This is a genomic window from Pseudonocardia hierapolitana (assembly GCF_007994075.1).
Lineage (GTDB): Bacteria > Actinomycetota > Actinomycetes > Mycobacteriales > Pseudonocardiaceae > Pseudonocardia > Pseudonocardia hierapolitana.
The window spans coordinates 1,361,623-1,375,102 of record NZ_VIWU01000001.1 but is presented as its reverse complement, the minus strand read 5'-3'; the positions used below and the strand labels follow the sequence as shown (position 1 = coordinate 1,375,102).

Here is a 13,480-nt window from a genome sequence, read left to right as displayed (position 1 = left end):
ATCTCACCCTCTGCGGGTGACTCCCAACGGATGTTTGCGCAATTACGGTCACTGATGTGACGGGGCTCACACATCGCAAGCGGGTCGCAGGACGCAGGACGAACCTCCGCGGTGGGGGCATGCGCGCAGCGCCCCTCTGGGCCCTGCCACGGGGCCTGATCGTCCTGCTCGGGCTCGCGGCGGTCGTCATTGCCGCAGCCGGCATACAGGTGATGGCGTGGCTCGTCGGCCCGGTGTTCCTCGCCCTCATGATCGTGATCTGCGTCAGCCCGTTGCAGGGCTGGCTTCGTCGACATGGGTTCCCGCGGTGGGTGGGGACCCTCGTCCTCGTCCTCGTGGTCTACGCGGTGCTGCTCGGCATGGTTGCCGTACTGATGGTGTCGGTCGCCCGGCTCGCCACCGAGCTGCCGCGCTACGCGGCACGAGCGGATGAGATGATCGCGGCGGCGACAGGCTTCCTGGCCCGGTTCGGCGTCGGACCGGAACAGCTGGGGGAGACGGCGCAGTCGCTCGACTGGGAGCGGCTCACCGCGCTGGTGGGAACGCTGCTGTCCGGGGTCGCCGGGCTGGTGGGCAACCTCGTGTTCCTGCTGATCTTGCTGTTGTTCCTGAGCCTCGAGGCGAGCTCGGTCGGCGCGCGGATGCAGGCGATCGGCTACGACAGGCCCGAGGTCGCAGAGGCGCTGTCCGGTTTCGCCGTCGATACCCGCAAGTACATGGTGGTGACCACCGTGTTCGGGCTCATCGTGGCCGTGCTGGACACGATCGCATTGACGCTGATGAGTATCCCGCTGGCCGTCACCTGGGGACTTCTGGCGTTCATCACCAACTACATCCCCAACATCGGGTTCGTCCTCGGGGTCATCCCACCGGCGGTGCTCGGCCTGCTCGAGGGCGGCCCCGCCCTCATGGCCGGCGTGATCGTCGTCTATTGCGTGCTGAACTTCGTCGTGCAGTCGCTGATCCAGCCGCGGTTCGTGGGCGACTCGGTCGGATTGTCGGTGGTCGTGACATTCCTTGCGCTGGTGTTCTGGGCATGGCTGATCGGCCCGCTGGGGGCCCTGCTTTCCATCCCACTGACGCTGCTGGCCAAAGCCCTACTCGTGGATATCGACCCCCGGGCGAGCTGGGCCGATGCGCTGCTGCGCAACCGGCCCGCGGTCTCGCCGCCACCGGTGCGGGAGGGGAGGGCGCCGGAGCCCGGCGTGCGGCGCGAGGTGCTTGCGGCCACTGGCAGCAATGCCGCGCCCGCGTGAGATTCGGGCTCGCTCCCTCGGCGGGTCGGATCACCCGGTTCGGGCGAGGTGGACCTGGCCTCGGGCGGGAAAGGTGGCCCGAAGAAGGCGAGGAGGAAGCCATGTCCGGCCACGCGGCAGGGAAAGAATCGGCCGGCGAGCGCATCGCGCGCGTCGGTGAGTCGCCGGGTCTGGTACTCGGCGCGGGCGTGGTGAGCATTCTGATCGGTGTGCTCGTTCTCGCATGGCCGGGAGCTACGATCAAAGTCATCGCATGGCTGTTCGCGATCCAGCTGCTCGTCGGCGGAGTACTCCAGTTGATCTCGGCGTTCGCGGCCGGCCGAGGGCCGGGCGGGCGCGTGCTGTTCGCGCTGCTGGGTGCGCTGTCGATCCTCGTCGGGTTGCTGTGCCTGCGTGAGCCGTTGCAGACCGCGCTCGTGATCGGACTGCTCATCGGTGCGATGTGGGTCATCCAGGGCGTCGTCGGCATCGTCGAGGCGATCGGGAACGAACGAGGTGCGGGTCGCGGCTGGATGATCGCCTCGGGTGTCCTGTCGGTGATCGGTGGCGCGGTCGTCCTCGTCTACCCGGGGGCGAGCCTCGTGGTCCTGACGTGGCTGTTCGGGGCCGTGCTCATCGCCATCGGCGTCCTGCTCATCGTTCAGGGCATCGCAGCCCGACGGGCTCGCACAATGGCCCCGGCCGCCGCGAATTCGTGAGATCGAGGTCCGATCCGGAATGCAGGAACAATTGGCAGCGATGAAGACCACGGTGTGGGGACGCTGACGGTATGGCGATTCGGCACGGCGGATGGAGCGCAGAACGCCCTCGCGACCGCGGAACGGCTGCAGAAGGAGGAGCGATCCGGCGGATCGCGCCCGGCTTCGACGCCGACCTCGTGGCCGTCCGGGGCGACCCGCTCGCCGACCTCGCCGTGCTGCACCGTCCGCTCGCCGTGTTCGCCCGCGGTGGGCGCGTGCGCTGAGGTGGCAGACTGGTCGTCCGTGCCGCCTTTCGGGATCTACGTCCACGTGCCGTTCTGCGCGGCGCGCTGCGGCTACTGCGACTTCAACACCTACACCGCCTCCGAGCTGGCCGGATCCGGCGCGTCGCCGGACGGGTGGCTCGCGGCCGTGCGGCAGGAGCTCGACCTGGCCGTCCGGACGGTCGGGCAGCGGCCGGTCGACACCGTGTTCGTGGGGGGCGGCACGCCGTCGCTGCTGGGCGCCGCCCGCCTCGGCGAGGTGCTCGGGGCGGTCCGGGACGCGTTCGGGCTCGTGCCGGGCGCGGAGGTCACCACCGAGTCCAACCCCGAGTCGACCTCCCCCGAGTTCTTCGCAGGGCTCGCGGAGGCCGGGTTCACCCGCGTGTCGCTGGGCATGCAGTCGGCTGCGCCGCACGTGCTGCGCGTGCTGGAGCGCCGCCACACGCCGGGCCGGGCCGTGGCGGCGGCCGAGGAAGCGCGGGCGGCCGGCATCGGCCACGTGAACCTGGACCTGATCTACGCGACGCCCGGCGAGACCGACGACGATCTGCGCGCCTCGCTCGACGCCGTGCTCGACGCCGGCGTCGACCACGTCTCCGCGTACTCCCTCATCGTCGAGGACGGCACCGCGCTCGCCCGCCGGGTGGCCCGCGGCGAGCTACCCACCCCCGACGACGACGTGGCCGCCGCCCGCTACGAGATGATCGACGACCGGCTGACCGCCGCCGGCTTCGACTGGTACGAGGTGTCGAACTGGGCGGCCTCGCCAGAGGCGACCTGCCGGCACAACATCGGTTACTGGCAGGACGGCGACTGGTGGGGCCTCGGCCCCGGCGCCCACTCCCACCTCGCGGGCGTGCGGTGGTGGAACGTCAAGCACCCGGCGCGCTACGCGACCCTGCTGGCCGACGGGAAGACCCCGGAGGCCGGCCGCGAGTTCCTCACCGACGCCGAGCAGCGCACCGAGCGCGTGATGCTGCAGCTGCGGCTCGCGACGGGCCTCCGGTTGGCCCTCCTCGACGACGCCGGGCTCGCGGCCGCCTCCCGCGCGGCCGAGGACGGCCTGCTCGACCCGGCAGCGCTGGCCGCGGGCCGAGCGGTGCTCACCCGCCGCGGCCGCCTGCTCGCCGACCGCGTCGTGCACCAGCTCCTGGCCGGAGCCTCCGTCTGACGCGGAAACACCTCCGCCACTGCCGGCCTCGCTCGTCGCGAGACCACCGCTATGGCGCGATCACGGGCTCCGCTTCACGGCAATATCAAGGGACCGCCGCAAGACTGCGGCCGCGCGTGCCACAACCCGACTCGCACAACGGACCCCACACCACATGAGCCCAACTCTGACGCCGAACAACCGCCGGACGATCGCGATCGTGGGGATGGCGATCGCGGCGATCGCCATCCTCCTCGTCGTCGTGATCTTCTCGAACACCGGTCGATCGGTCCCGGACCTGCCCCCCGAGCCGGAGCCGGGAGCTCAGCAGCTCTACGTGAGCCCCACCGGCAACGACACCGGTGACGGTTCCCAGGCCGCGCCGCTGCGGAGCATCCAGGCCGCGCTGGACGAGGTGGAGGCGGGCGGGGTGATCAACCTCGCGCCTGGGGAGTACCGGGAGCAGCTGACGACCCAGCGCGACGGCGAACCCGGCGCGCCGATCACGATCAGGGGGCCGGAGAACGGCAAGGACCCGTCAGGGCGCAACCAGGCGGTGCTCTACGGCACGGGCCGCATCGTGAACATCGACCACAGCCACTACACGCTCGAAGGGTTCACGATCGACGGGCAGGAACGGCTGCGCGCCGAGCAGCTGCCCACGGATCTTCGTGCGGTCGACGGGTTCAAGAACGGCGCACAGACGCAGATCGAGGACAGCAAGCTGATCTACGTCGGCTCGGCCGACACGGCCACCGACGTCACCGGCATCACGATCCGCAACATGTTCCTCACCGAGGCCGGCACGGAGTGCGTGCGCCTGCGCAACAACGCCAACGGCAACACCATCGCCGACTCGGTGATCCAGTACTGCGGCCTGCGCGCCGGGAGCAGCAGCGACGACGACGATGACCGGTTCCCGTACCACAACGGCGAGGGCGTCTACATCGGCACGAGCCCGAACTCGGACAACCAGCCGATGGCCGACAACGACGGCAGCGCGAACAACGTCGTGACCGGCAACGTCATCCGGACGTTCGGCTCGGAGTGCCTCGACGTCAAGGAGAACGCGCACGACAACGTGTTCGAGAACAACGAGTGCTCGGGCAACACCGAGCCTCGCGAGTTCAACGGCAGCAACGTGGAGCTGCGCGGTCACGGCAACATCGTGCGGGGCAACACCATCGCCGACAGCGCCGGCTGGAACATCAAGATCCAGGCCGACGACGAGGACGACTACGACAACGGCGGCAACGTCGTCGAGAACAACACCCTCTCCGGGTCCGCCGCCGAACCCGTGCGGATCGGATCGGACGCCCCGCAGGGGGCGTTCTGCGGCAACCGGGTCACGGCGGCCGAGCCGGTCGACGGGCCGTCCCCCGGCGACATCACGGCGCCGTGTTCGTGAGGTCGTCCGCGGGCTGATCGGTGCCGTGACCGGGTCGCTCCCCGGAGGTGCGGGTCGCCGCGATCACGGTGGTGAGCTCGGCGTGCAGGCGCTCCAGGTCGGCGAGCGGCATGCCGAGCCGTTCCACCACGGCCGGGGGGATCCGCTCCGCCTCGGCGCGCAGGGCCCGTCCCCGCTCGGTGAGGCCCACCGCCAGCGTGCGCTCGTTGCCGCGCACCCGCTCCCGGGACACCAGGCCGGCCGCCTCCAGCCGTTTGAGCAGCGGTGACAGCGTGCCGGGATCGAGGGAGAGCACGGTGGCCAGCTCGGTGAGCGAGCGCGGCGAGCGCTCCCACAGCGCGAGCATCACCAGGTACTGCGGATGGGTGAGGCCCATCGGCTCGAGCAGCGGCCGGTAGAGCGCGATGACGTTGCGCGCAGCCACCGCGAGCGCGAAGCAGACCTGGCGGTCCAGGCGCAGCAGGTCGGCTGCGTGGGGGTCGTCACGGTGCGGTTCGGCGGCCACGTTCCCCAGCGTACGATACTTGGGACACCAAGAGTTGGGGTGACAATCGTGGCTCTCCGCCGTCCTGGTCCGCTGCGCTGGCTGGCTTACGCCTACGGAGCAGGACTACCGCCCGAGTACCGGGAGTGGGTGCTGCACGACGTCACCGCCCGCACGTGGCAGCTGCGGCACCTCGGGCGTGCGATCGCGCAGCTGGTCCCGCTGCTCGTGGTGATCTACCTGGTCCTGCCGGGCCCGGCATGGGTGCGGGGCTGCGCAGCGCTCGGCGGTGCCCTGATCGGTCTCTTCTACTCGATGGCCTACATGTACGAGTCGGCCGAGCACCGGACGCTCAAGGCCGGCTACCCACGGGGCACCAGCAGGCACGTCCGCGAGGAGGCCGACGCGGAGGGGCGGGCCGAGCGTGCGTCGCGCTACGCGGAGCGGTGGCGCAGGGACACCACCCAGTAAGGGGTCAGGCCGGTGACACGCGGGTCCAGAAGTCGGTGAACTCGATCGTGTCGAAGAAGGCGATCACCTCGACGATCGCGCCGTCGGAGATCCGCATGTACCAGGTGTAGGTGTTCTCGTACGGCTTGCCGTCGCGGGCGGTGGCGGCCGCGTCGAACAGCGCGATGACCCAGTCGCCGTCGGCGTAGAGCGCGCGGACGCTCGGCCGGAGCGGAACCTGCATGCGGGCGTTGAAGGGGTCGATGACGACGTCGAGGAACTCCTGGCGGCTGGAGTAGGTGCGCGACACGGGGCTGTTGCCGACGATCGTCCAGGTGGCGTCCTCGGCGAGGAGCCCGAACGGGCCGCCCGTGCCCGCGGCCCACTCGTCGAACGCCTTCCGGATGAGGTCCTTGTTCGCATCCTCGGTGGCGAGGTCACGTTCGCCCACGGCGTTCCTCTCTCACGACGCGTGAGCGGCCTGCGTCAGCCGCTCGCCGTGAGAGTAGACGTTCATCCGCCCGTCCCGGACGAAGCCGGCCAGGGTGAGCCCGCACTCGACCGCGAGCTCGACCGCGAGCGAGGACGGCGCCGAAACGGCCGCGAGCACCGGCACCCCGGCCATCACGGCCTTCTGCACCAGCTCGAACGACGCGCGCCCGGACACGACGAGCACGGTTCCGCCGACCGGCACCCGCCCCTGCATGAGCGCCCAGCCCAGTACCTTGTCGACGGCGTTGTGCCGCCCGACGTCCTCGCGCACGACCAGCGGCTCGCCCGCCGCGGTGAACAGGCCGGCCGCGTGCAGACCGCCGGTGCTGTCGAACACGCGCTGCCGCTCGCGGAGGACGTCGGGGAGGGTCGCCAGTACCTCGGCCGCCACGCGTGTCGCGTCGTCCCTGGGGGAGTGTCGGGTGCGGAGCCGCACGGCGTCGAGCGAGGCCTTGCCGCACACGCCGCAGGAGGACGTCGTGTAGAAGTTGCGCTCCACGCCCGCGTCGGGGGGCGGTACGCCTTCGGCGAGGCCGATGTCGAGCACGTTGTAGGTGTTGCGGCCGTCCTCGTCGCGCGAGCCGCAGTAGCGGGCGTCGCGAACGTCCTCGACCGCGCCGATGACGCCCTCGGTGAGCAGGAAGCCGTGCGCCAGCTCGACGTCGTGGCCGGGGGTTCGCATCGTCACGGCGAGGGGACGCCCGTCGACGCGCAGTTCGAGGGGCTCCTCCACGGCGAGGGCGTCCGGTCGGCGGCTCGTGCCGTTCGGGGTGAGCCGCAGGACGGGGCGACGGGCGATCAGACGGCCCACGGGCGTGCTCCCGGGTCGAGGGGGAGGAGGCGGGCCGCGATCGCGTCCGCCGGGCCGGGGTCGACCACCGCGAAGGCGTCCGCAGCAGCGGCCCCACGCAGCATCGCCGAGCCCGCGTGGCCCACCGGAACGGCCCCGTACGGTTCGACGACCACCGGGACCAGCCGGGTGTGCACGGGATGCCGGGCGATCCCGCCCGGGACGGGCACCGCTATCAGTCCGGGAAGTGGCTCCCCGCGCAGGCCGGCCAGCGCGGGGACGGCGACGGTCAGGAACGCGGCGAGCGCCGCGAGGGGGTTGCCCGGCAGGCCCACCACCAGCGTGTCGCCGATCCGGGCCAGCGCCTGCGGGTGCCCGGGGCGGCAGCGCACGCCGTCGACGAGGATCTCGGCACCGAGCTCGGTGAGCGTGGGCCGGAGGTGGTCGGCCGGGCCTGCCGCGGACGATCCCGACACGAGCACCAGGTCCGCCGAGCCGACGGCTGCCGCCAGCGCGGTGTGCATGACGTCCCTGCCGTCGGGGACCGCGACCGGGTCCGCGAGGCGGGCACCGGCGCGCGTGACGAGCCCGGGGAGCATCGGTCCGATCGCGTCCCGGACCTGGCCCGGCCCGGGGCGCCCGCTGCGGACCAGCTCGTTCCCGGTGACGAGCGCGGTGACGCGCGGCAGCGGGTGCACGAGCAGGCGGTCGTGGCCGAGTGCCGCGGCGAGGCCGAGCGCGGCCGTCGTGACCCGGGAGCCCGCGGGCAGCACCTCGTCGCCCGCCGCGCACTCCTCGGCGGCCGGACGGATGTGACGCCCGGGCGGAGCCGCTCCGCGCAGCAGCTCCCCATCCCGGACGGCGTCCTCGTCGGCGAGGACGGATGTCGTGCCCACCGGCAGCGAGGATCCGGTGACGACGGCGCACGCCTGTCCCCCGGCCAGGTGCCCCATTGCAGCACGGCCACCTTCACGCAGCGAGATGGCATGAAGGTGGCCATCCTGCAATCCGGCGTCGACCACCCGCCATGGCGGCGCACCGCTCACCGCGTAGCCGTCCATCGCCGAACGCGCTACCGGCGGGTGGTCCGTCGCCGCGACCAGCGGAGCGGCTAGCACCGCGCCGTCCGCGTCGGCGAGGGCCACCTCGCGGGGCGGCAGCGGCGTCGCGGCGGCGTGAGCGACCTCGCGCGCCGCATCCCACGCGAAGGTGCCGGCCCCGACGGCCGCGTGCCGGACGTCCGCACTGGTCATCGGACACCGGCCGGGCGGAGCAGCTCCGCCGCCCGAAGGGCGATCGGGTCGAGCCCCGCGCCTCCCGCGGCGATGTGCTCGAGGAGCGCGGTGCGCATCCGCGGCTCCCAGAACGTCCGCATGTGCGTGGCGACGGCCTGCGCCGCCTCGTCGAGCGGCCGGTGCGTGAACTGCTCCGCGATCTCGTTGGCCAGCCGGACGTGGGGAGGGGTGTGGTCCATCGGCACTTCACTCACCCGCCGCGGGGACGGGGCGGGAGGCGAGCTCTTCGCGTACGGCCGCCTGTTCCGGCGCGAGCGCGACCTGCACGGCCGTGACCTTGTACTCGGGGCAGTTGGTGGCCCAGTCGGAGTTCTCGGTGGTGACGACGTTCGCTCCGGTGACCGGGTGGTGGAAGGTCGTGTAGCAGACGCCCACGGGCATGCGTTCCGCGATCACCGCCCGCAGCGTGGTGCGGCCGACCCGGCTGGAGAGCACGACCATGTCGCCGTCGGCGATGCCGCGCACCTCGGCGTCGTGCGGGTGCAGTTCGAGGAGGTCCTCCGGGTGCCAGGCCACGTTGGCCGTGCGCCGGGTCTGCGCGCCCACGTTGTACTGGGAGAGGATCCGGCCGGTGGTGAGGATCAGCGGGAACTTCCGGGTGCTGCGCTCGCGGGTGGGCACGTAGGTGGTCTCGACGAAGCGGCCCTTGCCGCGCACGAAGCCGTCCACGTGCATGATCGGCGTGCCTTCGGGCGCCTTCTCGTTGCACGGCCACTGCACGCTGCCGACCTTGTCGAGGTGGTCGAACGAGACCCCGGCGAACGTCGGGGTGGTGAGCGCGATCTCGTCCATGATCTGGTCGGCCGAGTCGTACTGCATCGGGTAGCCCATCGCCTGCGCGATCTCGCAGACGATCTGCCACTCGTGCTTGCCGGTCTTCGGCGCCATCACCGGGCGGACGCGGTTGATGCGGCGTTCGGCGTTGGTGAACGTGCCGTCCTTCTCCAGGAACGACGTGCCGGGCAGCAGCACGTGCGCGAACTTCGCGGTCTCGTTCTCGAACAGGTCCTGCACGACGAGGAGTTCGAGCGCGGCGAGCGCGGCGTGCACGTGCTGGGTGTTCGGGTCGGACTGCGCGATGTCCTCGCCCTGCACGAAGAGCGCGCGGAACGACCCGTCGAGCGCGGAGTCGAACATGTTGGGGATGCGCAGCCCCGGCTCGTCGAGGATCGGTGTGCCCCACAGCTGCTCGTAGATCTCCCGGGCGCCGTCCTCCGAGACGTGCCGGTAGCCGGGCAGCTCGTGCGGGAACGACCCCATGTCGCAGGAGCCCTGCACGTTGTTCTGGCCGCGCAGCGGGTTGACGCCGACGCCGTCGCGGCCGATGTTGCCGGTGGCCATCGCCAGGTTGGCCATGCCCATGACCATCGTGGAGCCCTGGCTGTGCTCGGTGACGCCGAGGCCGTAGTAGATGGCGGCGTTCCCGCCGGTCGCGTAGAGCCTCGCTGCGGCCCGCAGCTCGGCGGCGGGCACCCCGGTGATCTCCTCCACGGCTTCCGGGCTGTGCTCGGGGCCGGCGATGAACGCCTCCCACTCCTCGAAGCCCTCGCAGCGGGCCTCGACGAACTCACGGTCGACCAAACCCTCGGTGACCACGACGTGCGCCATCGCGTTGACGACCGCCACGTTGGTGCCGGGGGCGAGCTGCAGGTGGTGAGCGGCTTCGACGTGCGGGGACCGGACGAGGTCGATGCGCCGCGGGTCGAGGACGATCAACTCCGCGCCCTGCCGCAGCCGGCGCTTCATGCGCGAGGCGAAGACCGGGTGCCCGTCGGTCGGGTTGGCCCCGATGAGCAGGATCACGTCGGACTTGGCGACGGACTTGAAGTCCTGGGTGCCCGCCGACGTGCCGAAGGTCTGCTTGAGCCCGTAACCGGTGGGGGAGTGGCAGACGCGGGCGCAGGTGTCGACGTTGTTGTTGCCGAACACCGCGCGCACCATCTTCTGGACCGCGTAGACCTCCTCGTTCGTCGTGCGCGACGAGGTGATCGCCCCGATCGAGCCCGTGCCGTGGGCGGCCTGGATCTCCCGGAGCCGTCTCGCCGTGAACGAGATGGCCTCCTCCCAGGACACCTCGCGCCACGGGTCCGCGATCGACTCGCGCATCCTCGGCGTGAGAACGCGGTCCGGGTGGCTGGCGTATCCGAACGCGAAGCGGCCCTTCACGCACGAGTGGCCCTCGTTGGCGCCGCCGTCCTTGTACGGGACCATCCGGACGAGCTCGTCACCGCGCAGCTCGGCCTTGAACGAGCACCCGACGCCGCAGTACGCGCAGGTGGTGACGACGCTGCGGGTGGGCATCCCGAGCTCGATGACCGACTTCTCCTGCAGAGTGGCGGTGGGGCAGGCCTGCACGCACGCGCCGCAGGACACGCAGTCGGACTCCATGAAGGACACACCGGCGCCCGCCGCGACCTTCGAGTCGAAGCCGCGGCCCTCGATCGTCAGGGCGAGGGTGCCCTGCACCTCGTCGCAGGCCCGCACGCAGCGCGAGCAGGCGATGCACTTGGAGGCGTCGAAGTCGAAGTAGGGGTTGGACGTGTCCGTCGGGGCGTCCATGTGGTTGGCGCCCGCGTCCACGCCCGAGCCGTAGCGCACCTCGCGCAGCCCGGTGACGCCCGCCATGTCCTGCAGCTCGCAGTCGCCGTTGGCGGAGCAGGTGAGGCAGTCGAGCGGGTGGTCGGAGATGTAGAGCTCCATCACGCCGCGGCGCAGCTTGCCCAGCTTCTCGGTCTGGGTGCGCACCACCATTCCCGGCGCGACGGGCGTGGTGCAGGAGGCCGGAGTGCCACGGGCCCCGTCGATCTCGACGACGCACAGCCGGCAGGAGCCGAACGCCTCGAGGGAGTCGGTGGCGCAGAGCTTCGGGATGTCGAGGCCGGCCTGCTTGGCCGCGCGCATCACGGACGTGCCGGGCGGGACGGTGACCGCGACGCCGTCGATCGTGACCTCGACGGTGGCGGCCCCCTCTCGGGCCGGTGTGCCGTAGTCGGGTTCCTTGAGCAAACTCATCGTGTGAAGTCCTCCCCGAAGTGGCGCACCGCGCTGCGCACGGGCATGGGGGTCAGCCCGCCCATCGCGCAGAGCGACCCGTCGGTCATCAGCTCGCACAGGTCCTCGAGCAGCACGAGGTTCTTCTCCCGGTCCTGACCGGTGCGGATGCGGTCGATCGTCTCGACGCCGCGCACCGCGCCCACCCGGCACGGCGTGCACTTCCCGCACGACTCCTCGGCGCAGAAGGAGAAGGCGAAGCGGGCCATCGCGGCCATGTCGACCGTGTCGTCGAAGACGACGATCCCGCCGTGGCCGAGCATCGCGCCTGCCTCGGCGAACGCCTCGTAGTCCATCGGCAGGTCGAACTTCTCCACCGGCAGGTACGCCCCGAGCGGGCCGCCCACCTGCACGGCGCGCGCCGGTCGGCCGGACGCGGTGCCGCCGCCGAGGTCGTCGATCAGCTCGCCGAGGGTGATGCCGAACGCGGTCTCGACGATCCCGCCGCGGGCGATGTTGCCGCCGAGCTGGAACACGCTCGTGCCCCGGGAGCGGCCGACGCCCAGCGCGGCGTACGCGTCGGCGCCGTCGGCGAGGATCGCGGGCACCGAGGCGAGCGAGAGCACGTTGTTGACGACGGTGGGGCGGCCGAAGAGCCCTTCGAGGGCCGGGATCGGGGGCTTGGCCCGCACCTGGCCGCGTTTGCCCTCGAGGCTCTCCAGCATCGAGGTCTCCTCGCCGCAGATGTAGGCGCCCGCCCCGACCCGGACGTGCAGGTCGAACGTGAGGTCCGAGCCGAGGATCCGCTCGCCGAGCCAGCCGCGCTCCCGGGCGGCCTCGATCGCCGCCGTCAGGGTCTCGACGGCGTCCGGGTACTCCGAGCGCAGGTAGACGTAGCCCTCGGTCGCGCCGACGGCGTGCGCCGCGATCGTCATGCCCTCGATGAGGGTGAACGGGTCGCCCTCGATGAGCATCCGGTCGGCGAACGTGCCGGAGTCGCCCTCGTCGGCGTTGCAGCAGACGAACTTGACGTCGGCCTCGGCGCCGAGGACCGTGCGCCACTTGATCCCGGTGGGGAAGCCTGCGCCGCCGCGGCCGCGCAGACCCGAGGTGACGACCTCTTCCACGACGTCCGCCGGGCTCATCGCCAGCGCCGTGCGCAGCCCGGCGAGGCCGCCGTTGGCCTCGTAGTCGTCGGGGGAGTGCGGGTCGACGACGCCGACCCGGGCGAACGTCACCCGCTGCTGGCGGCGCATCCACGGCAGCTCCTCGACGAGCCCGAGGTACACGCCCGACTCGCCGTGCCGGATCGCGGGACTCGCCGCGTCGACCCGCCCCCCATCGGGCGAGTCCGACATCTCGTCGCGGCGAGTCGGACGTTCCGGCCCGCCGAGTCCGGCGTCCTGCCCGTCGAGCATGCCCGCGGCCACCAGCCCGTCGACGTCCTCGGGGGCGACCGGCCCGTATCCGACGCGCCCGGCCGGCGTCTCCACCTCGACGAGGGGCTCCAGCCACAGCATGCCGCGCGAGCCGGTGCGCACCACCTCGGCGCCGGCCGCGACGAGCCGCTCGGCCACCGCGTCGGCGCCGACGGAGCGGGCCGCCGAGTCCCGAGGGACGAACACGCGGAGCTTGCCCTCGCCCATCCCGGCTCCGCCGGCTTCCATCCCGCTCATCGGGCCACCTCCCCGAGCAGCGCGTCGAGGCGGGCCGGGGTCACCCGGCCGTGCAGCCTGCCGTCGACCTGCACGGCGGGTCCGAGGGCGCAGTTCCCGAGGCAGAAGACCTCGTCGAGGGTGACCGCTCCGTCGGACGTGCTGCCGCCGAAGTCGACGCCGAGCCTGCGGCGGGCGTGCTCGCCGAGTGCTTCGGCACCGACCGCCTGGCAGGCCTCGGCCTGGCAGATCCGCACGGTGGCCCGCCCGCCGGGGGCGCGGCGGAAGTCGCGGTAGAACGTGACCACCCCGTGCACCTCGGCGGCGGAGAGGTTGAGCACGTCCGCGATCACCGGCACGTCCGCCTGATCGATGTGGCCCAGGTCCTCCTGGACCGCGTGGAGGATGGGGATCAGGGGACCGCGCAGCCCGAGGTGGGCGGTCGCGATCTCGCGGACCCGCCCCACCCGCACCGCGGCAAGATCGGTGACGTCCGTCGACATACTGTAGACGATCACGGCCTGACCTGCGGCAAGTCAAAGCAA

At 71.8% G+C, this 13,480-nt stretch carries 14 protein-coding genes; 6 read left to right on the top strand and 8 right to left on the bottom strand.

Annotated elements, in window-relative coordinates:
• Window positions 1-119: 119 nt before the first annotated feature.
• The 5 genes from FHX44_RS06640 to FHX44_RS06620 all read left to right on the top strand — a co-directional run bounded on the left by FHX44_RS06640 (window position 120) and on the right by FHX44_RS06620 (window position 4,778).
• Window positions 120-1,256, top strand: a complete 1,137-nt coding sequence (locus tag FHX44_RS06640) for an AI-2E family transporter (protein ID WP_147254659.1) — start codon at window positions 120-122, stop codon at window positions 1,254-1,256.
• Window positions 1,253-1,954: an HdeD family acid-resistance protein gene (locus tag FHX44_RS06635; protein ID WP_147254658.1), complete on the top strand. Its 702-nt coding sequence runs from the start codon at window positions 1,253-1,255 to the stop codon at window positions 1,952-1,954. Before FHX44_RS06640 ends, FHX44_RS06635 begins: the two co-directional genes overlap by 4 nt.
• A 71-nt stretch (window positions 1,955-2,025) precedes the next feature.
• Complete coding sequence (locus FHX44_RS06630) at window positions 2,026-2,220, top strand: hypothetical protein (RefSeq protein WP_147254657.1); 195 nt, start codon at window positions 2,026-2,028, stop codon at window positions 2,218-2,220.
• Between the two features lie 19 nt (window positions 2,221-2,239).
• Window positions 2,240-3,391 (top strand): radical SAM family heme chaperone HemW, encoded by a 1,152-nt coding sequence (gene hemW / locus FHX44_RS06625; protein WP_246170249.1) that lies wholly within the window; start codon window positions 2,240-2,242, stop codon window positions 3,389-3,391.
• A gap of 154 nt (window positions 3,392-3,545) precedes the next feature.
• The gene (locus FHX44_RS06620) at window positions 3,546-4,778 is read left to right on the top strand and encodes a right-handed parallel beta-helix repeat-containing protein (RefSeq protein WP_147254655.1); all 1,233 of its coding nucleotides are present in this window, start codon (window positions 3,546-3,548) and stop codon (window positions 4,776-4,778) included.
• Here the strand turns inward: FHX44_RS06620 and FHX44_RS06615 are convergent.
• On the bottom strand, window positions 4,759-5,283 hold the full coding sequence (locus tag FHX44_RS06615; RefSeq protein WP_246170248.1) for a MarR family winged helix-turn-helix transcriptional regulator: 525 nt from the start codon (window positions 5,281-5,283) through the stop codon (window positions 4,759-4,761). The genes FHX44_RS06620 and FHX44_RS06615 overlap by 20 nt on opposite strands.
• Before the next feature lie 48 nt (window positions 5,284-5,331).
• Here FHX44_RS06615 and FHX44_RS06610 point away from each other — a divergent pair, with 48 nt between their 5' ends.
• Entirely contained in the window at window positions 5,332-5,733 is a 402-nt protein-coding gene (locus FHX44_RS06610; protein ID WP_342792471.1) for a DUF5313 family protein, read from the top strand.
• 4 nt (window positions 5,734-5,737) lie between these two features.
• Here FHX44_RS06610 and FHX44_RS06605 read toward each other — a convergent pair whose 3' ends face one another.
• From FHX44_RS06605 to FHX44_RS06575, 7 genes are read right to left on the bottom strand one after another with little or no spacing between them, the layout of a single operon-like run.
• Window positions 5,738-6,163 carry a nuclear transport factor 2 family protein gene (locus tag FHX44_RS06605; RefSeq protein ID WP_147254654.1) on the bottom strand — a complete coding sequence of 142 codons (426 nt, stop codon included), beginning with the start codon at window positions 6,161-6,163 and terminating at the stop codon, window positions 5,738-5,740.
• Window positions 6,164-6,175: 12 nt separating this feature from the next.
• Window positions 6,176-7,015 carry a formate dehydrogenase accessory sulfurtransferase FdhD gene (gene fdhD / locus FHX44_RS06600; RefSeq protein WP_147254653.1) on the bottom strand — a complete coding sequence of 280 codons (840 nt, stop codon included), beginning with the start codon at window positions 7,013-7,015 and terminating at the stop codon, window positions 6,176-6,178.
• Window positions 7,003-8,247 carry a molybdopterin molybdotransferase MoeA gene (locus FHX44_RS06595; RefSeq protein ID WP_147254652.1) on the bottom strand — a complete coding sequence of 415 codons (1,245 nt, stop codon included), beginning with the start codon at window positions 8,245-8,247 and terminating at the stop codon, window positions 7,003-7,005. The genes fdhD and FHX44_RS06595 overlap by 13 nt, the downstream gene beginning before the upstream one ends.
• On the bottom strand, window positions 8,244-8,468 hold the full coding sequence (locus FHX44_RS06590; protein WP_147254651.1) for a formate dehydrogenase subunit delta: 225 nt from the start codon (window positions 8,466-8,468) through the stop codon (window positions 8,244-8,246). Before FHX44_RS06590 ends, FHX44_RS06595 begins: the two co-directional genes overlap by 4 nt.
• Before the next feature lie 7 nt (window positions 8,469-8,475).
• The gene (gene fdhF / locus FHX44_RS06585; protein ID WP_147254650.1) at window positions 8,476-11,301 is read right to left on the bottom strand and encodes a formate dehydrogenase subunit alpha; all 2,826 of its coding nucleotides are present in this window, start codon (window positions 11,299-11,301) and stop codon (window positions 8,476-8,478) included.
• The gene (locus tag FHX44_RS06580; protein WP_246170247.1) at window positions 11,298-12,956 is read right to left on the bottom strand and encodes a formate dehydrogenase beta subunit; all 1,659 of its coding nucleotides are present in this window, start codon (window positions 12,954-12,956) and stop codon (window positions 11,298-11,300) included. The genes fdhF and FHX44_RS06580 overlap by 4 nt, the downstream gene beginning before the upstream one ends.
• On the bottom strand, window positions 12,953-13,453 hold the full coding sequence (locus FHX44_RS06575; RefSeq protein WP_246170246.1) for a formate dehydrogenase subunit gamma: 501 nt from the start codon (window positions 13,451-13,453) through the stop codon (window positions 12,953-12,955). Before FHX44_RS06575 ends, FHX44_RS06580 begins: the two co-directional genes overlap by 4 nt.
• Window positions 13,454-13,480: the final 27 nt, after the last annotated feature.

Excerpts from the sequence above, each read along its gene's own strand:
- FHX44_RS06590 (WP_147254651.1), bottom strand. The coding sequence starts at position 8,468 with ATGGACCACACCCCTCCCCACGTCCGGCTGGCCAACGAGATCGCGGAG.
- FHX44_RS06640 (WP_147254659.1), top strand. The coding sequence starts at position 120 with ATGCGCGCAGCGCCCCTCTGGGCCCTGCCACGGGGCCTGATCGTCCTG.
- fdhF (WP_147254650.1), bottom strand. The coding sequence starts at position 11,301 with ATGAGTTTGCTCAAGGAACCCGACTACGGCACACCGGCCCGAGAGGGG.
- FHX44_RS06595 (WP_147254652.1), bottom strand. The coding sequence starts at position 8,247 with ATGACCAGTGCGGACGTCCGGCACGCGGCCGTCGGGGCCGGCACCTTC.
- FHX44_RS06630 (WP_147254657.1), top strand. The coding sequence starts at position 2,026 with ATGGCGATTCGGCACGGCGGATGGAGCGCAGAACGCCCTCGCGACCGC.
- FHX44_RS06620 (WP_147254655.1), top strand. The coding sequence starts at position 3,546 with ATGAGCCCAACTCTGACGCCGAACAACCGCCGGACGATCGCGATCGTG.
- FHX44_RS06580 (WP_246170247.1), bottom strand. The coding sequence starts at position 12,956 with ATGAGCGGGATGGAAGCCGGCGGAGCCGGGATGGGCGAGGGCAAGCTC.